The 20,229-nt window shown below is 43.1% G+C and carries 13 protein-coding genes; 12 read left to right on the top strand and 1 reads right to left on the bottom strand.

The genetic code is table 11. The features are described from left to right. Positions 1-125 precede the first annotated feature (125 nt). The 7 genes from G631_RS0110845 (at position 126) to G631_RS0110815 (ending at position 13,513) form a co-directional block, all read left to right on the top strand. The gene (locus G631_RS0110845; protein WP_026489468.1) at positions 126-1,895 is read left to right on the top strand and encodes an ammonium transporter; all 1,770 of its coding nucleotides are present in this window, start codon (positions 126-128) and stop codon (positions 1,893-1,895) included. Positions 1,896-2,099: 204 nt separating this feature from the next. Next, positions 2,100-3,719 carry an asparagine synthase B gene (gene asnB / locus G631_RS0110840; RefSeq protein ID WP_026489467.1) on the top strand — a complete coding sequence of 540 codons (1,620 nt, stop codon included), beginning with the start codon at positions 2,100-2,102 and terminating at the stop codon, positions 3,717-3,719. Between the two features lie 100 nt (positions 3,720-3,819). Beyond that, positions 3,820-5,928 (top strand): glutamine synthetase III family protein, encoded by a 2,109-nt coding sequence (locus tag G631_RS0110835; protein ID WP_035789704.1) that lies wholly within the window; start codon positions 3,820-3,822, stop codon positions 5,926-5,928. Between the two features lie 41 nt (positions 5,929-5,969). Then, positions 5,970-10,529 (top strand): glutamate synthase large subunit, encoded by a 4,560-nt coding sequence (gene gltB, locus G631_RS0110830; RefSeq protein ID WP_051197150.1) that lies wholly within the window; start codon positions 5,970-5,972, stop codon positions 10,527-10,529. Between the two features lie 11 nt (positions 10,530-10,540). Then, positions 10,541-12,130, top strand: coding sequence for a glutamate synthase subunit beta (locus G631_RS0110825; protein WP_026489464.1), 1,590 nt, complete (start codon positions 10,541-10,543; stop codon positions 12,128-12,130). Positions 12,131-12,252: 122 nt separating this feature from the next. Next, on the top strand, positions 12,253-12,561 hold the full coding sequence (locus G631_RS0110820) for a DUF4870 domain-containing protein (RefSeq protein WP_026489463.1): 309 nt from the start codon (positions 12,253-12,255) through the stop codon (positions 12,559-12,561). Positions 12,562-12,694: 133 nt separating this feature from the next. Then, a complete protein-coding gene (locus G631_RS0110815) occupies positions 12,695-13,513 on the top strand; it encodes a TrmH family RNA methyltransferase (RefSeq protein WP_026489462.1) in 819 nt (272 codons plus the stop codon). Positions 13,514-13,527: 14 nt separating this feature from the next. Here G631_RS0110815 and G631_RS18890 read toward each other — a convergent pair whose 3' ends face one another. Then, positions 13,528-14,337: a PHP domain-containing protein gene (locus tag G631_RS18890; protein ID WP_051197145.1), complete on the bottom strand. Its 810-nt coding sequence runs from the start codon at positions 14,335-14,337 to the stop codon at positions 13,528-13,530. Positions 14,338-14,763: 426 nt separating this feature from the next. Between G631_RS18890 and G631_RS0110805 the strand changes: the two genes are divergently transcribed. From G631_RS0110805 to rsmH, 5 genes are all read left to right on the top strand, one after another. After that, positions 14,764-16,155: a GntP family permease gene (locus G631_RS0110805; protein WP_026489461.1), complete on the top strand. Its 1,392-nt coding sequence runs from the start codon at positions 14,764-14,766 to the stop codon at positions 16,153-16,155. Between the two features lie 170 nt (positions 16,156-16,325). After that, complete coding sequence (locus G631_RS0110800) at positions 16,326-17,561, top strand: glycerate kinase type-2 family protein (protein WP_026489460.1); 1,236 nt, start codon at positions 16,326-16,328, stop codon at positions 17,559-17,561. A gap of 215 nt (positions 17,562-17,776) precedes the next feature. After that, positions 17,777-18,511, top strand: a complete 735-nt coding sequence (locus tag G631_RS0110795) for an ion transporter (RefSeq protein ID WP_026489459.1) — start codon at positions 17,777-17,779, stop codon at positions 18,509-18,511. An 88-nt stretch (positions 18,512-18,599) separates the two neighbouring features. Continuing rightward, the gene (locus G631_RS0110790; RefSeq protein ID WP_026489458.1) at positions 18,600-19,106 is read left to right on the top strand and encodes a gamma carbonic anhydrase family protein; all 507 of its coding nucleotides are present in this window, start codon (positions 18,600-18,602) and stop codon (positions 19,104-19,106) included. A gap of 27 nt (positions 19,107-19,133) precedes the next feature. Next, complete coding sequence (gene rsmH, locus G631_RS0110785; RefSeq protein WP_026489457.1) at positions 19,134-20,216, top strand: 16S rRNA (cytosine(1402)-N(4))-methyltransferase RsmH; 1,083 nt, start codon at positions 19,134-19,136, stop codon at positions 20,214-20,216. Positions 20,217-20,229: the final 13 nt, after the last annotated feature.

The raw sequence follows: 20,229 nt of genomic DNA, 5'->3' as shown, positions 1-20,229 counted from the left end.
AGTAAGTCTCGGTCATACTTTCGTGCGCGATGCAATGGGGCATTAAACAGTCTTATTGCGTCGTTTTTTTTACATATTTTTACATTGGCCGTGTAAAGAAATCAAAAACTGGAGGAGAAAAGTGTATGAGTGGAGAAATCTTGAGTGAAATAAATGCAAGTGTGTTTGGCGTTTGGTTTCTAATAGGCGCGGCTTTGGTGTTCTGGATGCAGGCCGGCTTTGCAATGTGTGAGGCTGGCTTTACCAGGGCCAAGAATACAGGAAATATCATAATGAAAAACCTTATGGATTTCTGTATTGGAACTGTAGTTTTTATCCTGATCGGATTCGGGCTTTTACTTGGGGAAGATCTTGCAGGTGTGATCGGTAAGCCTGGGTTTGATATCTTTACAGGTTATGCAAATTTTGATTGGTCTAACTTTGTTTTTAACCTTGTGTTCTGTGCAACAACAGCAACAATAGTTTCAGGATCAATGGCTGAGAGAACTAAATTCATTTCTTATTGTGTGTACTCGGCAGTTATCTCAGCAGTCATTTATCCAATCGAAGCTCACTGGATCTGGGGCGGCGGATTTCTCTCACAGATAGGCTTCCATGATTTTGCAGGTTCTACAGCAATTCACATGGTTGGCGGTATCTCAGCCCTCATTGGTGCAGCATTCCTTGGACCACGTATTGGTAAGTTTGAAAAAGATAAGTCTGGCAAGGTTGTAAAGGTAAATGCTTTCCCTGGACACAATCTTGTAGCTGCAGCTCTTGGAGTTTTCATCCTCTGGCTTGGCTGGTATGGCTTCAACGGTGCCGCTGCAACCTCTATTGAGCAGCTTGGAAGCATCTTTGTAACTACAACTATTGCTCCAGCTCTTGCTACAGTAACCTGTATGATCTTTACATGGCTTAAGTATGGCAAGCCTGACGTTTCAATGTGTCTCAATGCTTCTCTTGCAGGACTTGTAGCTATCACAGCTCCCTGCGACGTAACAGATGCTTTTGGCGCAATTGTGATTGGTATTGTTGCAGGTCTTCTTGTTTGCTTTGGCGTATGGTTCCTTGATTACAAGCTTCATGTTGATGATCCTGTTGGAGCAGTTGCAGTTCACTGCCTCAATGGTATCTGGGGTACTTTTGCAGTAGGTCTTTTTGCTACAAATTCAGCTCCTGGTTATTCAATCGCAGATAGTACTGGAGCTGAGATGACAGGTCTTTTCTACGGCGGCGGATTTAAACTTCTTGGAATACAGCTTGTTGGTTTCCTTGCTGTAGCTGCATGGACAGTAGTTACCATCACAATTACATTCTTTGTAATAAAGAAAGTACTGGGACTTAGAGTTTCAGAGGAAGAGGAAATTCTTGGCCTTGATTCTACAGAGCACGGCCTTGCATCAGCTTATTCAGGATTTGCCATCATGGATGTTTCAAATACACTTCAGATGTCCGTTAACGAAAATACCGACCTTGGTGTAAGTGATTATGAAGAAGCTTCAGTATTTCAGAAGAATGCTGCAGTTCCAGTTGTATCTGCACCAGTTCATACAGAAACAGGTATTCATAAAGTTGTTATTATCGCCAAGTTATCCCGCTACGACAAGCTTAGAAAAGCTATGAACGAGCTTGGAGTTACCGGAATGACTGTTACTCAAGTCATGGGATGTGGCGTCCAGAAAGGTTCTGGAGATATGTATCGAGGAGTCGAGATGGATGCCACTCTCCTTCCCAAGATAAAGCTTGAGGTAGTAGTAAGTAAGATTCCTGTTGAGGATGTGATAGAGGCTGCCAAGAAGACTCTTTACACTGGTCACATCGGCGATGGAAAAATCTTTGTATACACACTTGATAACGTAGTTAAGATTCGTACCGGTGAAGAAGGTGCGGCTGCTTTGGCGGATGTTGAGTGATATAGGGACGAAAAGTGACATTTATGACTGCTTGCAGGCATATATATGTCACCTTGAGGACCGAACATACATAAGGAAAAAAGATGTACGAAAGAATTGAGTACATCGATTTCCGAATGTATGTAGGATTGTGAGAGTACGAAGTACGGAACAATCCGTATATCACGGAGTAAATATTTGGAGTAAATATTTGGAGGAAAAAACATGTGCGCAATCCTTACATATGCACGGAGCGATCTCTCCCAAAGCTTTTTTGAAGAGATGCTTGCAAAAACAATATCCAGGGGCCCTGACATGAGCAGGGTCCAAAAAGTGAGAGGCGGCTATATAGGCTTTAACCGCCTCTCGATAATGGGCCTTACTGAAAGCGGAATGCAGCCCTTTAACCTTAATGGAAATACAGTGGTGTGCAATGGGGAGCTATATGGTTTTAAGGCATTAAAAAAATATCTGGAAGGCCTTGGATATTCTTTTAAAAGTGAAAGTGATTGCGAAATCCTTCTTCCTTTATATGAAAAGCTTGGCACGAAAATGTTTGCCCTTCTCGATGCAGAATTTGCCTGCGTCATATATGACGGAGAAAAAGATAAATTCATTGCCGCAAGAGACCCTATAGGAATAAGGCCTCTGTACTATGGCTATGACAGTGATAGTTATATTGTTTTTGCCTCTGAGCCCAAGAATCTTGTAGGCGTTTGCCAAAAGATAATGCCCTTTCCACCGGGACACTACTACGAGGATGGCAAGTTTATCTGCTACAGGGACGTGACAAAAACTAAAGATTTATCTATGAGTGATGCGCAAAACTCAGAACACACTTACAAAAAAGAGTCTCTCGAAGACATCACAAAGAACATTCACGACAAGCTATTTAGAGGAATACAAAAGCGTCTAGATGCAGATGCGCCTGTGGGATTTCTTTTGTCAGGAGGTCTTGATTCATCGCTTGTATGCGGAGTCGCTGCAAAGCTTTCAGATAAGCCGATAGAGACATTTGCCATAGGGATGGACATTGATGCTATTGATCTTAAATATGCAAGAGAAGTAGCAGATTACATTCACAGTAATCACCATGAGGTGATAATCACAAAAGATGATGTAGTAAACGCATTGGAGCCAGTAATTGAGGCGCTTGGTACATATGACATAACCACTATAAGGGCATCCATTGGAATGTATCTTTTGTGCAAATGGATCCATGAAAATACCGACATCAAGGTAATTCTCACAGGAGAAATATCAGATGAACTCCTGGGATATAAGTACACTGATTTTGCACCAAACGCTGAGGCTTTTCAGCAGGAAGCAGTAAAAAGAATCAGTGAGATCCACATGTACGATGTGCTCAGGGCAGACAGATGTATAAGCGTTAACTCCTTAGAAGCTAGAGTTCCATTTGGAGATCTGGATTTTGCTTCTTATGTTATGGGCATAGATCCTGAAAGGAAGCTAAATACCTACGGCATTGGCAAATTTCTTTTGCGAAAGGCCTTTGAGGAGGATCAGGTAATACCACATTCAATCCTGATGAGAGAAAAGGCGGCCTTCTCAGATGCAGTTGGACACTCCCTTAGAGATGACCTTATGGATCATGCAGACAAGACTTATACCTATGCAGAATATGAAATAGCCAGAAAAAAGTATACTCATGCGACACCTTTTACCAAAGAGTCGCTTTTATATAGAGAGATTTTTGAAAAGTATTACCCAGGGCAGTCAGAAATGGTTGTGGATTTCTGGATGCCAAATAAGAGCTGGAAGGGCTGTAACGTAACAGATCCTTCAGCGAGAGTACTTAGTAATTACGGGGCTTCGGGAGAGTGAGTGCTTAGCGAGGTATTTTCGAGTCTAGTGAGAGTCCCAAGAGTAGAGTACTTAGAACAAATACAAGATTCAGAATATAAAGAAATCGGAGGAAAAAAGTATGATAGAAGCAAGTAAGCTTACAGAAGAATTTGGAAGCCTTGTCTTTAACGACAAGATCATGAGAGAGCGCCTTCCCAAGGATATCTACAAGGCAGTACATAAGACAATTGAAAAAGGAACACATCTTGAGCTTGAGGTTGCAAACTGCGTCGCAGCAACCATGAAAGAATGGGCTGTGGAAAACGGTGCTACACATTTTACACACTGGTTCCAGCCAATGACAGGACTTACAGCTGAAAAGCATGATAGCTTCATTTCACCAACAGGTGATGGCAGAGTGATCATGGAATTTTCAGGAAAAGAGCTGGTAAAGGGCGAGCCTGATGCATCAAGCTTCCCAAGTGGTGGCCTTAGAGCAACCTTTGAGGCAAGAGGCTATACAGCCTGGGATCCGTCATCACCAGCTTTCATCAAGGATGGTTCACTTTACATTCCGACAGCCTTCTGCTCATATGGCGGAGAGGCACTTGATAAAAAGACACCCCTTTTAAGATCGATGGAGGCTCTTTCAAATGAGGCTGTTAAGCTCATGCATCTTCTGGGATATGAGGATGTAAACAGAGTAAATACCACTATAGGTTCAGAACAGGAATATTTCCTTATCGACAAGGATTTCTACAAAAAGAGAAAGGATCTTCTTTTTACAGGAAGAACACTTATTGGTGCTCCTGCATCCAAGGGTCAGGAGATGGAAGATCACTATTTTGGCGTGATCAAACCCAAGGTATCTGCTTACATGCATGATCTTGATGAAGAACTCTGGAAGCTTGGAATCCCAGCCAAGACCAAGCACAACGAGGTTGCTCCTTCACAGCATGAGCTTGCACCAGTGTTTGAGACAGCAAATATAGCAGTAGACCACAATCAGCTCACTATGGAAGTTATGAAAAAAGTTGCTGACAAGCACAACTTTGCATGTCTTCTTCATGAGAAGCCATTTGAAGGAATCAATGGATCAGGTAAGCACAACAACTGGTCAATCTGCACAGATACAGGAATCAACCTTCTTGATCCAGGCAAGAACCCTGGGGAGAACCTTCCTTTTCTTGTGTTCCTTATGGCTGTTATTGCAGCAGTTGATGAGTATGCACCAATCCTCAGACTTTCAGTAGCTTCTGCTGGAAACGATCACAGACTTGGTGGTAATGAGGCACCTCCAGCAATCATCTCAATTTTCGTTGGTGATGAGCTTGCTGAGGTTCTAAAGGGAGTAGAGGCAGGATCAGCTTATAAGAGCACAGGCAAGGTTCAGATGACTATGGGTGCTACAGTTCTTCCTCACTTTACCAAGGATAACACCGACAGAAACAGAACATCACCATTTGCTTTCACAGGAAACAAGTTTGAATTCCGTATGCCAGGCAGTGCAGTTTCAGTAGCTAACGCCAACATCGTTCTCAATACAGCAGTAGCAGAAGAGGTGGCAAGGATTTATGACAAGCTTTCTTCCTACAAGGGTAAAGACCTTAAGGGAGAGGTTATGAAGCTTCTTAAAAAGATACTTGCAGACCATAAGAGAGTTCTCTTTAACGGAAACGGATATACAGACGAGTGGGTAGAAGAAGCTGCAAAGCGCGGTCTTCCAAATCTTAAGTCACTTCCAGATGCTATGCCATATTGGATTTCCAAGGAGTCTATAGATCTTTTCACCAAGCATCAGATCTTTACCAAGGAAGAAATCCATTCAAGATATGAGATCCTCCTTGAGAACTACTCCAAGTCAATTCATATTGAAGCTCTGACTTTGCAGGAGATGATCAGAAAAGACTTAACAGAAGGACTTGTAGCATATCAGAAGGACCTTAGCAGAGAAGCTTCTCAGAAGATGAGCCTTCTTGATAAGAATAGCTGCAAGCTTGAGATTGGAATACTTAAATCACTTGATAAGTCCAGCGAAGCAATGGACAAGGCCCTTGATAAACTCGATAAAGATACCAAGAAGGCCGAGAAGATGACAGAAGCTTTAAAGACAGCAGCTTTCTATCAGAAGACAGTTCTTTCTGATATGGATGAAGTGAGAAAATATGCGGATGAGGCAGAGGCACTTATTCCTGAGAAGTATCTCAGCTATCCAACTTATGGAGAGATGCTGTTCTCACTTAGATAACTTTTTTTAAAGGGGAAGGAGAACCAAACGTGGACCAGTGGATGAGGGAAAGAGACGCCTGCGGAATAGGCGCAGTTATAAACATAGATGGCAGACCAGATAACAAGGTTTTAGACGATGCCCTGAGTATTGTGGAAAAGTTAGAGCACAGGGCGGGAAAAGATGCTACAGGAAAAGTTGGAGATGGTGTAGGAATACTCACACAGGTTTCTCACAAATTCTTTAAAAAGGCAGCAGCAAAGTGTGGAATAAGTCTTGGAAATGCAGGGGACTATGGCATTGGTATGTTTTTTTTGCCACAGGATTCCATGAAGCGCATGTTTGCAAAAAGACTTCTTGAGGTTATTGCCGGCAAGGAAAACTTAAAGGTCCTGGGGTGGAGAGAGGTAGAAATTCATCCGGAGATCCTGGGCGAAGTAGCAAGAAACTGCATGCCCTATATTGCTCAGTGCTTTATCGAAAGACCAGAAGAAGTATCTCGTGGTATCGAATTTGACAGGCGCCTTTACTGCCTTAGAAGAGAGTATGAGAAATCTTCAGAAGATACCTACATCTGCTCTTTTTCATCCAGAACTATTGTATATAAGGGGATGTTTTTGGTAGGACAGCTTCGAAAGTTCTATCAGGACCTGCTTTCTCCTGAATACACTACGGCTATTGCCATGGTCCACAGTAGATTCTCCACAAATACAACACCATCCTGGCAAAGGGCTCATCCTTACAGGATGATAGCTCACAACGGTGAGATCAATACTATCCGCGGTAACAGCGACAGAATGCTTGCTAGAGAAGAAACCATGTCTTCAGATGTGCTAGGTGATGACCTTTTAAAGGTATATCCTGTCATTTCTTCCTCTGGCTCAGATTCTGCAATGCTTGATAATACCCTGGAATTTCTTTATATGAATGGCATGGACCTTCCTCTTGCCATGATGTTGACAATTCCTGAGCCCTGGAAGCATAACGACTTCATGGCCCAGGGACGCAAAGACTTCTATCATTACTACGCTACAATGATGGAACCATGGGACGGCCCGGCAGCAGTTCTTTTTACTGATGGAGAGGTATTTGGGGCAACCCTTGATAGAAACGGCCTTCGTCCATCCAGATATTATGTGACCAAGGACAATAAGCTCATCCTCTCATCAGAGGTGGGCGTTCTTGATATCCCTGAGGAGAATATTAAAAAGAAATCCCGTCTTTCACCAGGACATATGCTCCTTGTTGATACTAGAGAAGGACGCATTATTTCAGATGATGAGTGTAAGGAAAAATATTCATCCTCAAAGCCTTATGGAGAGTGGCTTGACAGATATCTTTTGCATCTAGGAGAGCTTGCGATTCCTAATAAAAAGATTCCTACTAACACCCAGGAAATGCGTGATAAGCTCTACAAAGTATTTGGATACTCCTATGAGGATGTCAAGGATCAGATCATGCCCATGGCAACAAGCGGCATAGAGCCTACGGTTTCCATGGGTACTGATGTACCTCTTGCCATGCTCTCAACTCACCACCAGCTCCTTTTTTGTTATTTCAAGCAGCTCTTTGCCCAGGTTACAAATCCGCCTATTGACTCGCTTAGAGAGAAGGTTGTAACCGATACAACAGTTTATATCGGATCTGATGGTAATCTGTTAAAAGAAAAAAGCGACAACTGCAGGGTTTTGGAGATCAACAACCCAATTCTTACAGGGGTTGATCTAATGAAGATAGAGGCTCTTGATCAGCCTGGATTTAAAGTAAGAAAGATTTCTCTTTTGTATTATAAGAACACATCAGTTGAAAAGGCCCTTGAACAGCTGGATGTGTCTGTGGACAAAGCAGTAGCAGATGGTGTGAACATCATCATTTTGTCCGACAGAGGAGTTGATGAAAACCATATGCCAATCCCATCTCTCTTGGCTGTATCTTCTGTAGAGCAGCACCTGGTCAGAACCAAGAGACGCACCGCAGTATCTATTATTCTTGAAAGCGGTGAGCCAAGGGATGTTCATCAGATAGCAACCCTCCTGGGCTTTGGCGCACGCGCCATCCACCCTTACCTGGCCCAGGAGTGTATTGCTGAACTTATAGATATTGGAATCCTTGATAAGGACTATCACACTGCAATTGCAGATTATAACAAGGCACTTCTCGGCGGTGTAGTCAAGATTGCGGCAAAAATGGGCATTTCAACTCTTCAGTCCTATCAGTCTGCAAGAATATTTGAGGCTATAGGTCTGTCTAAAGAGTTTGTGGATAAGTATTTTACTGGAACAACAAGCAGAGTAGGCGGAATTGGAATAGAGGAAATTGGAAGAGACGTTGAGCTTAGGCATAACAAGGCTTTTGATCCTCTTGGACTTTCTGCAGATACAAGCCTTGACTCAATAGGTTTCCACTCTCTTAGAAGCGGAGCGGACAAAGAAGATCACATGTATAATCCAAAGACCATCGTGACTCTCCAACGAGCAGTACGAGAGGGAGATTACGAGAGATTTAAGGAATACACCCAGATGGTGGATGACGAGGACAGGCCCCATACCTTGAGAGCTCTTTTATCCTTCGTTCCAGCCAAAGAGCCTGTGCCACTTTCAGAAGTTGAAAGTGAGGAGGAAATTGTAAAGCGCTTCCAGACTGGTGCTATGAGCTATGGCTCACTTTCAAAGGAAGCCCATGAGACTCTTGCTATTGCCATGAACAGACTTGGAGGAAAGTCCAATACTGGTGAGGGTGGCGAAAATATAGCCCGTTTTGGAACTGAAAGAAATAGTGCAGTCAAGCAGGTTGCCTCAGGAAGGTTTGGCGTTACAAGCCAGTATCTTTTGAGTGCACAGGAAATACAGATAAAGATGGCCCAGGGAGCAAAGCCCGGAGAAGGCGGACATCTTCCAGGCAAAAAAGTTTACCCCTGGGTTGCAAAGACTCGTTACTCAACCCCGGGAGTTGCCCTGATATCACCACCTCCTCATCATGATATTTACTCTATTGAGGATCTGGCGCAGCTTATCTATGACCTGAAAAATGCCAATGATAAGGCAAGGATTTCAGTTAAGCTTGTTTCTGAGGCTGGAGTAGGAACTATAAGTTCTGGTGTTGCCAAGGCAGGAGCACAGGTGATACTGATCTCAGGCTATGACGGAGGAACAGGTGCTGCGCCTTCTTCATCAGTTCATCACGCTGGCCTTCCATGGGAGCTTGGTGTTAGCGAGGCTCACCAGTCGCTTTTGGATAATGGCCTTAGAAGCCGTGTTGTCCTGGAGACAGACGGTAAGCTCATGTCCGGACGAGACGTGGCAATTGCTGCGCTTCTCGGCGCAGAGGAATTTGGTTTTGCTACAGCGCCACTTGTTTGCATGGGGTGCATGATGATGCGTGTCTGCAATAAGGACACTTGCCCTGTTGGCATAGCAACTCAGAATGAAGAACTCAGGAAAAGATTTAAAGGAAAGCCAGAGTATGTCATGAACTTCATGCTCTTTGTGGCAAGGCAGCTGCGAGAGATCATGAGCCAGCTGGGATTTAGGACTGTGGCTGAAATGGTGGGCAGAACGGATAAGCTCATTATGAGAAGCTATGAAGGAAGTGCTCCTGATATAAGACGCAGAAAAGAGGCAGCAGATCTTTCAAGGATTCTTGACAGGGCTTATGTAGAAAGGACTGACAACCACTTTGATCCCAAGGAAGTCTTTGATTTTGGTCTTGAAAAGACTTTGGATGCAAAGGTTCTTATTCCCGAGTACGAGAAAAATATAGGCAGACTCAGCCTTAGCCAGAGTACGAAAAATATTACTACTGGCAGAAAGAATAAGCCTGAAAAAGATGGAATTGTAAATATCAAGGTGGATGTATCCAGTACTGACAGGAGCTTTGGCACACTTCTTGGAAGCAGAGTTACAGCAGGGTTTCAGAATTCTCTTCCTGATGATTCCATAACAGTAGAAGCCCACGGCGGCGGCGGACAGTCCTTTGGTGCATTCCTTCCAAAGGGCGTTACAATAAGGCTTTTTGGAGATGCCAATGACGGCTTTGGCAAGGGATTATCTGGAGGAAAGGTTGTAGTAAGACCTTCTGGAAAGGCGACATACAAGGCCCATGAGAATATCATTATAGGCAACGTGGCTCTCTATGGAGCAACTGCCGGAAAGGCTTATATCTGCGGCATTGCAGGAGAGAGATTCTGTGTCCGTAATTCAGGCGCAGTAGCCGTAGCTGAAGGTTGTGGCGACCATGGCCTTGAGTATATGACAGGTGGAAGAGCAGTTATCCTTGGAATGACTGGCAAGAACTTTGCAGCAGGTATGAGCGGCGGAATAGCCTATGTTCTTGATAGGGAGCACACTCTTTACCTTAGAATGAATAAAGACATGGCTTCTTTGTGCGAAGTAACTGAGAAATATGATATTGCAGAATTAAAGAGTATTCTTGAAGACTATGTAAACGAGACAGATTCAGAATTTGCAAAAGAGATCCTGTCGGATTTTGACAGCTTTATTCCGGACTTTAAAAAGATTGTTCCTAATGATTATCAAAAGATGATCACAGCAATCGGAAGGCTTGAAGAGCAGGGAATAGATCACGATACTGCTGTGCTTGAAGCCTTTAAGGAACTGGCATAAGGAGGATGACGATGGGAAAAGAAACAGGTTTTCTTGAATATAAAAGAGTTAATAATGGAGATGTTCCTCCAGAAGAAAGAATAAAGACATTTGCTGAGTTTCATAAAGCACTGATCCCAGAAAAGCGAAGGCAGCAGGCAGCAAGGTGCATGAACTGCGGAGTTCCCTTTTGCCAGTCTGCAATGAACCTTGGCGGAATGGTGACAGGATGTCCCCTTCACAATCTGATCCCAGAGTGGAATGACGAGATTTATAAAGGACATGACAAGCATGCTTTTGCAAGACTTCACAAGACCAGCAATTTTCCAGAGTTTACCGGAAGAGTCTGCCCGGCACTTTGCGAAAAGGCCTGTATGTGTGGACAAAACGGGGATGCAGTAACTGTTCATGACAATGAGCTGTATCTTGTGGAAACAGCCTTTGCAAATGGCTATATTAAGCCAGTTGTCCCTGCTATCAGAAGCGGCAAGAAGGTTGCGGTTGTAGGAAGTGGCCCATCCGGTCTTGCTGTTGCTGATGAATTAAATCACAGAGGGCACAGCGTAGAGGTATTTGAAAGAGAAGATGAAATAGGCGGTCTTCTTATGTTTGGAATTCCCAATATGAAGCTTGATAAGAGCGTTATAAAGCGCAGGAGAAAGCTTATGGAGGATGAGGGAGTTCTTTTCCGAACTGGAGTAAATATTGGGACTAGATCAGATGAAAAGATTTCTGATAGAAAAGGCAGTAGCGGGCTAGAATGGACTTCACAGAAACTACTTGAGGATTATGATGCAGTGGTTCTATGCTGCGGAGCCAAGAAGGCAAGGCCTCTAGCGGTTGCTGACCCTGAAAAGGTCAAGGGAGTTTACTATGCGGTTGACTTTTTGACACAGACTACCAGGGCTCTGATAAAGGCATCTGAGAGCGGTGTGGAAAACAGCAGTGATCAACAGTCTAGTGATGTGGAAAAAGATAGAGTCTCCGTGGAAAAGTTAAGGCGTCAGGGGGGATATATTGACGCCGCAGGCAAGAATGTTGTAATTGTAGGCGGTGGAGATACAGGAAATGACTGTATCGGAACAGTCATAAGAATGGGGGCAAAGAGTGTTACTGCTCTTGAGATGATGCCAAAGCCGCCTGTAGAAAGGCTTGAGTCAAACCCATGGCCTGAATGGCCCAAAATCCTTAAGACTGACTATGGCCATGAAGAAGCTATATGCGTTTATGGAAATGACCCAAGAGTATTTGAAACAACTGTAAAAAGCGTTGCTACTGATAAGAAGGGAAATTTAAAGAGCATTGAGACAGTGAAGGTAGCCTTTAAGGATGGGAAACTTACAGAAGTTTCTGGAACAGAAAAGACTATAAAGTGCGACCTTCTTCTCATTGCGGCAGGTTTTGTTGGCTGCGAAGATTACACCGCTGAAGCTTTTGGCGTAAAGAGAAGCCCAAGGGGAGTGGTGGTAACTTCTGATGACAGCTATCATATAACGGGAACTAAGCTCTTTTCCGCAGGAGATATGCATAGGGGACAATCCCTTGTTGTATGGGCAATTGCAGAGGGCAGAGCCTGTGCAAAAGAGGTGGATGAGTTCCTTATGGGTTATTCGAACCTGTAATGGAAACTGCAATTCTTTTATAGAACAATTATTGAGGTGTTATTCGTCTAATTTGAGGTGGAAAAATCTATAATATCGTTGTATGATATAACCTAGTATTGTTTATATAGGAGGATGAAAGTATGGAAACCAATACAAATACAAAGTCTCATTCAATTCTTAGCTACATCACATGGATTGGCTGGATTGTAGTTCTTTGCATCCGTGACAAGGAAGACGAAGTTGTTAAGCATCACCTCAATCAGTCTCTTGTTATCAACCTCGCAGCTACAATCGTTAACATCATTTCCAGAGTTGGTGGCGTTGTAGGAACTATTTGTGGAATTCTTAGCCTTTGCATTTTTGTATTCTGGATCATCGGCATTGTTAGAGCTGCTAAGCTCAGCACAGAGCCCCTTCCAGTACTCGGCGGAATTCAGCTTATCAAATAATTGATTTGAGTTGATAGGATAAGGTCTGTTCATTTGAGCAGGCCTTTTTCTTTTTGTAGTACAATACCGGCAAGCGAATGGATGCCTGTATACATATTTATATGCCGGTCCCAAGAACATGGAGCACTGAGAAATGAATTATAACTATAAAGAAGTAACAACACTTGATATTCCGGAGCTTTCTATTTACCATCAGCTTTCGGAGAATCAGCTGTTTCACATAAATGAGCCAGAACTTGGGATTTTTATTGCTGAAAGTCCCAAGGTTATAGGGCGTGCTTTGGATGCAGGCTATGAGCCTATATCTCTTTTGATTGAAAAGGGACAGACCCAGAAGGACGCCGCAGAAATAATTGACAGATGCAGAGAAAATGGTGAGATTCCAGTGTATATAGGAGAGCCGGATATTCTCTCTAAGATAACCGGATTTCATTTAACTCGCGGAGTTCTCTGCGCCATGAAGAGAAAAGAACTGCCGTCTGTAGCGGAGGTGGCTGGAAATGCCAGGAGAATAGCGGTTCTTGAAAATGTGACAAATCCAACTAACCTTGGAGCTATTGTCAGAAGCGCAGCTGCACTTGGAATGGATGCAGTTCTTTTTACCAGTGGCTGTACAGACCCACTGTATAGAAGGGCTGCGAGAGTCAGCATGGGAACTGTATTTCGGGTGCCCTGGACATTTCTTCCAGAAGGCAGAGAGTTTAGTTCACTTAAGGAACTAGGCTTTAAGACTGTGGCTCTTGCTCTTAGAAATGATACCAAGGTTTTAGATGACCCGGAACTAAAAAACACCGGGAAACTTGCTGTTTTCCTCGGTGCTGAAGGTGATGGACTTCTGCCTGAAACTATTGCGGCCTGTGACTATTGCGTCAAGATTCCTATGGCCCATGGCGTTGACTCTTTAAATGTTGCCGCCTGCAGCGCAGTGGCATTCTGGGAACTTGCAAAATAAGCCGCTGACTTAGGCTAGTGAATAACTACAGGTAGCGTCGGTGGCAGAGAGACTTCTGTTAGTTGTTTTTCCTCAGATACAGGATGATAAAAGGCTGAAATATCAAGGCCCTTATTCTCATCAAGTGTCATATCAGGGATAGTGTCTATATCTCTTACAAATACGGGGGTTCCATCTCCACCTAAGAATCCTTTAATGTAATCTTTGATAGAACTAAGTCTATATGGGAAGAGCATTCCTCCCATGTGCTTCTGAGTGAGATGGTGGATATCTGATCCGCCGCTCATCAAAAAGCCATGTTCCTTGCCATATCTAAACCCTAGAGAATTCTGATGATCAGGATTCTCGGCGTTAAAGCCTTCAATTCCATCCACATCATTTGGAGCAAGATGGATAGTGTTTAGATATCCCCTTTCTCTGTAGGGATGAGCCTGCAGCATGATTCCGCCAACAGCATTAACGGCCTTGTGAAGTTCAGGCCTTGTCATGTGGATTATCTCAGGAGTCTTTAGAAGCCATTCTTTATCAATTCCATATAAAAGATATTCATCACCTTCAAAGTTTATCTCAATTCCAAAAAACACATCAAAGTCCTGGCCTTTTGCTGCTTCATAAGCATGCTCGTAGCCAAGGCAATAATTTTCTACCCATTCATTCCAGGGGAGAGTTCTGGGAACAGCGGTGTTTCCATTGTAGAAATGGTCTGTGACAATAATTCCGCTGTAGCCAATTCTTTTCATGTGCGCTATGTACTCTTTTCCCGGAGTATCAGAGCAGGCGCTGCCTTCTATTGTGTGCAAGTGAGTCTCGTATAAGTATGCCATCGTTTATTAATTTCCCTTATTGATTATCTAGTTGTATTGTGTATTCTCAAGGATTTGCAAGGCGTTGCGATTCATGTGTTGCTAATAGACTGCTTTTTACCTTCTGTTACCCTTTTACTCGCATTTTAGCCTGTTTTTTTGAGGCATTTTTAACTATATTAGCATAAAAATGAAATTGTTATCCCTTATTTGCAAAAAAAGGGTAACAAAAATACTGTAAAGACTAATTATTGTAAATGACCGGATAAATAGGTAAGGATGACAAAATTAGCATATGAATAAATAAGAGTAGAAAACATCAGAAAAATTGCACAATTATCAGTCATTAAAATCATCATATACAACATATACATAAATTATAGCGGTGGTATACTAAATATAGTGATAAATGAATTATCACACAAAAATATTCGGGAGGACAATTGTATGACAGGATTTCCACTAATTATCATCTTTATTCTTGCAATCGTGCTTATGATTGTAATGATCTCTAAGTTCAAAACCCATCCATTTATTTCAATTATGTGTATTTCACTGATATTGGGACTCCTTGCTGGAATCCCGATTGCTGATGTAAAGCTTGATGATGGATCAACCAAGGCAGGTATTGCTACTGTTATCGGCCAGGGCTTTTCAGGAACCTTTACATCAATTGGTATTGTAATTATCCTGGGAGCACTTATTGGAAGCATTCTGGAGCAGACGGGCGCTGCACTTAAGCTTGCTGACATAGTTATCAAGATAGTTGGCAAAAAGCATCCGGTGCTTGCAATGGAGCTTATGGGCTGGGTTGTTTCTATCCCAGTATTCTGCGATTCCGGATTTGTTATCTTAAATCCAATCCGTAAAGCCCTTGTAAAAAGAACTGCAGCTTCCTCAGTTGCTATGTCTGTAGGCCTTGCAGCAGGTCTTTTCACATCACATGTATTCATTCCTCCTACACCTGGACCAATCGCAGCAGCCAACACACTTGGCATCGGTAACAATCTATTACTTGTAATGGGACTTGGTGCTCTTTGCTCTATTTTCCCAATCATAGCAGCATATTTCTATGCATTGGCAGTAGGCAAAAAGATAAAGGCAGATGATGAGGTAGATAAGGACGAGGTTTCTAAGACCTATGAGGAACTTGTAGCTGAATTTGGCAAGCTTCCAAACGGCTTTTCTGCCCTTGCTCCTATCATCGTTCCGATTATCCTCATGGCCCTTTCAACAATAGCATCTATGGCCAAGATGACCGGCTTTGCACTTCAGATATTTACATTCCTTGGAACACCTATCATCGCTCTTGCAGTTGGTACAATCTGCGCAATATTGCAGCTTGTAGGCGCAGGCAAGATCCAGAAGTTCTACGATATTACTAATGACACCTTAAAGACTGTAGGCCCAATCCTCTTTGTAACTGCAGCAGGCGGTGTTCTTGGTAAAGTAATAGCATCTTCAGATATGGTCAACTATATTTCAGAGCATGCGACAGTTCTTTCTACAGTTGGAATTTTCTTCCCATTCCTTCTTGCAGCAATTCTTAAGTCAGCGCAAGGCTCTTCAACAGTTGCACTTACGACCACAGCTGGTATTGTAGCTCCGCTCCTTCCGGTTCTTGGATTTACAACACCTGTACAGGTTACACTAGTTTGCATGGCAATCGGCGCCGGCGCTATGACAGTATCACATGCTAATGACTCATATTTCTGGGTAGTTACAAACTTTGGTTCAATGACACCTGATAAGGGCTATAGGGCATGGACTCTAGGCTCACTCATCATGGGTATCGCAGCAATTGCCGAGATAGCAATCCTGAGTCTCTTCCTTCACTGATCAGGTGATAGAGTCCAGATGACTTGATGAGTATTGCGCTAAACTCATGACACAATAGTGAAAATATTTTGAAATTATGATGGGGCGGCGGGTAGCATATCTATGTGCCGCTCCATCCTTTGTATTGTAGGCTCGATTTCATATTTGAAATAAAAAGGGAGAGGGTATATATGATCAGTTCACTTAGAAAAGACGCAGATATTATCATAAAAAAATCCATAGACGCGGTTCTTCCGGATGAAGCAGTTAAAAGAGCTCTAAAGGGCTTTAAAAAAGGCACTGGTAAGGTGGTTTTAGTGGCTGCAGGTAAGGCGGCCTGGCAGATGGCAAATGCTGCTGTAAAAGAAATGCCGGATATTTCAGAAGGAATTGTTGTAACAAAATATGATCACGTAAAAGGAGACATTCCTGGTATTACTTGCTGCGAGGCAGGGCATCCGGTTCCTGATGAGAATAGCTTTAGCGCAACCAGGAAAGCGCTTGATCTGGTAAGGCCACTTGGAGCGGATGATACAGTTCTTTTCCTATTATCAGGAGGCGGAAGCGCATTATTTGAATCACCGCTTATTTCCGGAGAGGAACTTCAAGACATTACCAAGCAGCTTCTTGCCTGTGGCGCAGATATTGTGGAAATAAACACCATCAGAAAGCGCCTTAGCGGAGTAAAGGGCGGAAGATTTGCTGAGGTTGCTGCGCCTGCCAAGGTTTATAGCATTGTTCTAAGCGATATTCTAGGCGACCCTCTTGACATGATAGCTAGCGGCCCGGCGGTTCCGGATTCTTCAACATGTCAGCAGGCTCAGGAAATTGCAGCAAGGTACAATCTCAAATTATCAGATGAGGCTAGAAATCTCCTTGGAAAAGAGACACCAAAGGAATTAAGTAATGTAACTTCAGTTATTACCGGTTCAGTCAGGGAACTTTGCACTGCTGCATCAAATGCTGCAAAAGACCTTGGCTATGAACCTATTATTCTTACAGATATGCTCTCCTGTGAAGCCAGGGATGCAGGTAGCTTTTTGGCAAGTATTGCAATAAGCAACAGTAGAAAGGGCGATAAGAAACTTGCCTATATTGCTGGAGGTGAGACGGTGGTTCACTTAAAAGGCACAGGTAAAGGCGGCCGCAATCAGGAGCTTGCCTTATCTGCAGCAATAGGACTAAACGGCCTTTCTAACGCAGCAGTGTTCTCTGTTGGAAGTGATGGAACGGATGGCCCAACGGATGCAGCAGGTGGATATGCTGATGGACAAACAGTATCAGATCTTTGTGAAAAGGGGATGAATGTCAATTCCTATCTTGATAATAATGATGCTTATAATGCACTTAAGGCTGTGGATGGGCTTATTATCACGGGCCCGACAGGAACAAACGTTAACGATGTGGCGGTTTTGCTGATTTCTTAAAGAGGGGCAGGGTAGGAATTTATGACAAACAAGCATGGGAAAGACGTATACATAGACGACTTGGGCGTAAAAAAGTCTAAAGTCGGCATATACTCCAGAATATTTGTAACCTTATGTCGGATCTTCAGCATTATACTTGCAGCCTTGGGGATTCTTGCATTTGTAACAGGTAATTTTGGCAGCTAAAGAAAAGACTGTGAGAGGGCCAGAAAGATATGCAGAAAGAGCAGATCAAGAAAAGGGTTTACGAGGTTATCGAAGTATCGAGTATCGGAGATGCTTCCAGCAGAGCTTATGATGTACTTATGACCACTGCTGTAATTGTTGGAATGATTCCACTGACTTTAAAGTCGGATAATTCTTACACTTATGCAATTGAAGTGCTGACGACACTGATTTTTGTTATTGATTATGTATCACGTGTCTGGACTGCGGATTACAAGATGGGCTACAAGAGCTTTAAAGCTTATATCGCTTACATTCTCTCACCGATGGCTCTTTTTGATTTCCTGTCAATTGTGCCGATCGTTTATCTTTTTACGCCGGTGGGAGCATCTATCGGGTTACTAAAGCTTTTTAGAGCATTCAGAGTGCTCAAACTGATCAGGTATTCGAAAACTGCTGTTGTCATTGCAAATGTCCTTAGAAAAGTAAAAAAAGAGCTCTTGGCAGTACTGATACTTATAATCATTTACATTTTTGTATCGGCGATGCTTATTTTCCAACTAGAGCCGGATCTTTTTGCAAATTTCTTTGATGCACTCTATTGGGCGACTATTTCTATAACAACAATTGGATATGGCGATATTTATCCAACAACCAATGTGGGACGCCTGATAACAATGGTATCTGCACTGGTAGGAGTGGCTGTGATCGCTCTTCCGTCTGGTATGATAACAGCTGCGTATATTAGTGAGATCAGCAGGAAAAAATCCAAGTACGAGCTATAATATTTTTGGAAAAAAACAAGTCTTTTTTTGCAATAACATAAGAGATAAAATGAGTTAGTTTTGAAAAGATTTGCAGTGAGGGGATCGTATGAGAAAGATTGACAATAGTGTATTTATTGCACCAGGAGCACAGGTTGTGGGAGATGTAACAGTGGGAAGTGACTGTGGCATCTGGTACAACTCTGTAATAAGAGGAGATTCCAGAGAAATCCACATCGGAAACCGCACAAATATACAGGATCTTGCGGTTCTTCATGTGGACAAGGATTATAAGCTTTCTGTAGGTGACAACGTGACAATCGGCCACAGCGCCATAGTTCATGGATGCAGCGTTGGCAACAACGTTCTGATCGGCATGGGAGCTATCATTATGAATGGCGCTCAGATTGGAAATGACTGTATCATAGGAGCGGGAGCCCTTGTTACAGAGAATACAGTAATTCCTGACGGCATGATGGCTTTTGGAAGCCCTGCCAAGGTTGTAAGACCTATCAGTGATAAAGAGAAACACGGAATCACAGAAAATGCAGATATATACGTCCAGCACGCAATGGAAGCCAAGATGCATTCCAGAAGAAGGGCTATGCCGCTGTAATTGTGATAATACGCGAAAGGTTTTTTTATGGAAGAAAAGCAGCACAAGAGAAGAGTGCATTATTCAGGTAAATATCCCAAAAAGTTTGAAGAAAAATATAAAGAGCAGAACCCGGAGAAGTACGCTGACACCGTGGCTCACGTAATATCCAAGGGCTCAACCCCAGCTGGAATGCATATTTCCATCATGGTAAAAGAAATACTGGATGTGCTTAAGATACAGCCAGGAGAGCAGGGACTTGATTGCACTTTAGGTTATGGTGGCCATACCAGGAAGATGCTGGAGCAGTTAACGGGAAAGGCAAATGAAGCGCCAGATAGTGGGGAAGGAAGCTCCGGTGGCTGTATTTATGGCCTTGATGTTGATCCAATAGAATCAAAAAAGACAGTGGAGCGCCTTAGAAACGCTGGATATGGCGAGGATGTCTTTAAATTCAGGCTTACTAATTTTGCCAACATAGATCAGGTGGCCAAGGAGGCAGGGAAGTTCGACTTTGTCCTTGCTGATCTTGGGGTGTCTTCAATGCAGATCGATGATCCAAGTCGAGGGTTTTCCTATAAAATAGATGGGCCACTGGATCTAAGACTTGATCCGGAGCACGGAGAATCAGCAGCACAGCGCCTTCATAATATTACAAGAGATGAGTTTGTGGGCATGATGGTTGAAAACTCTGATGAGCCTTATGCTGAGGAAATTGCTGATAAGGTTTTTAACCTTATGAAAAAGGGAAATCCCATGGATACCACAACAGCTCTTAGAGAGGCCATTGAATCAGCCCTTTGGAAGGTTCCCAAGGAAGAGAAGGCCGATGCCATCAAGAAGAGCTGCGCTAGAGTTTTCCAGGCTCTTAGAATAGATGTTAACAGTGAGTTTGAGGTTTTGTATGCATTTTTGGAAAAGCTTCCTGGAATATTAAAGCCAGGAGCGAGGGTAGCAATTCTGACTTTCCATTCAGGAGAGGACAGACTTGTTAAAAAGGCCTTTAAAGAGGGCAAGAAGGCTGGACTCTACAGCGATATTTCTGATGATGTGACAAGGCCATCTGCTGAGGAATGCAGAGTAAATCCTAGAAGTAAATCAACCAAGATGAGATGGGCAATACGGGCGTGACGTGAGGATTCAT

The organism is Butyrivibrio sp. XBB1001, assembly GCF_000424505.1.
In the GTDB taxonomy this organism is placed as follows: Bacteria; Bacillota; Clostridia; order Lachnospirales; family Lachnospiraceae; genus Butyrivibrio.
This window is presented reverse-complemented; position numbering and strand designations above follow the sequence as displayed.

Coding starts and splice junctions, on each gene's coding strand:
- G631_RS0110845 (WP_026489468.1), top strand. CDS start 126: ATGAGTGGAGAAATCTTGAGTGAAATAAATGCAAGTGTGTTTGGCGTT.
- asnB (WP_026489467.1), top strand. CDS start 2,100: ATGTGCGCAATCCTTACATATGCACGGAGCGATCTCTCCCAAAGCTTT.
- G631_RS0110835 (WP_035789704.1), top strand. CDS start 3,820: ATGATAGAAGCAAGTAAGCTTACAGAAGAATTTGGAAGCCTTGTCTTT.
- gltB (WP_051197150.1), top strand. CDS start 5,970: ATGAGGGAAAGAGACGCCTGCGGAATAGGCGCAGTTATAAACATAGAT.
- G631_RS0110825 (WP_026489464.1), top strand. CDS start 10,541: ATGGGAAAAGAAACAGGTTTTCTTGAATATAAAAGAGTTAATAATGGA.
- G631_RS0110820 (WP_026489463.1), top strand. CDS start 12,253: ATGGAAACCAATACAAATACAAAGTCTCATTCAATTCTTAGCTACATC.
- G631_RS0110815 (WP_026489462.1), top strand. CDS start 12,695: ATGAATTATAACTATAAAGAAGTAACAACACTTGATATTCCGGAGCTT.
- G631_RS18890 (WP_051197145.1), bottom strand. CDS start 14,337: ATGGCATACTTATACGAGACTCACTTGCACACAATAGAAGGCAGCGCC.
- G631_RS0110805 (WP_026489461.1), top strand. CDS start 14,764: ATGACAGGATTTCCACTAATTATCATCTTTATTCTTGCAATCGTGCTT.
- G631_RS0110800 (WP_026489460.1), top strand. CDS start 16,326: ATGATCAGTTCACTTAGAAAAGACGCAGATATTATCATAAAAAAATCC.
- G631_RS0110795 (WP_026489459.1), top strand. CDS start 17,777: ATGCAGAAAGAGCAGATCAAGAAAAGGGTTTACGAGGTTATCGAAGTA.
- G631_RS0110790 (WP_026489458.1), top strand. CDS start 18,600: ATGAGAAAGATTGACAATAGTGTATTTATTGCACCAGGAGCACAGGTT.
- rsmH (WP_026489457.1), top strand. CDS start 19,134: ATGGAAGAAAAGCAGCACAAGAGAAGAGTGCATTATTCAGGTAAATAT.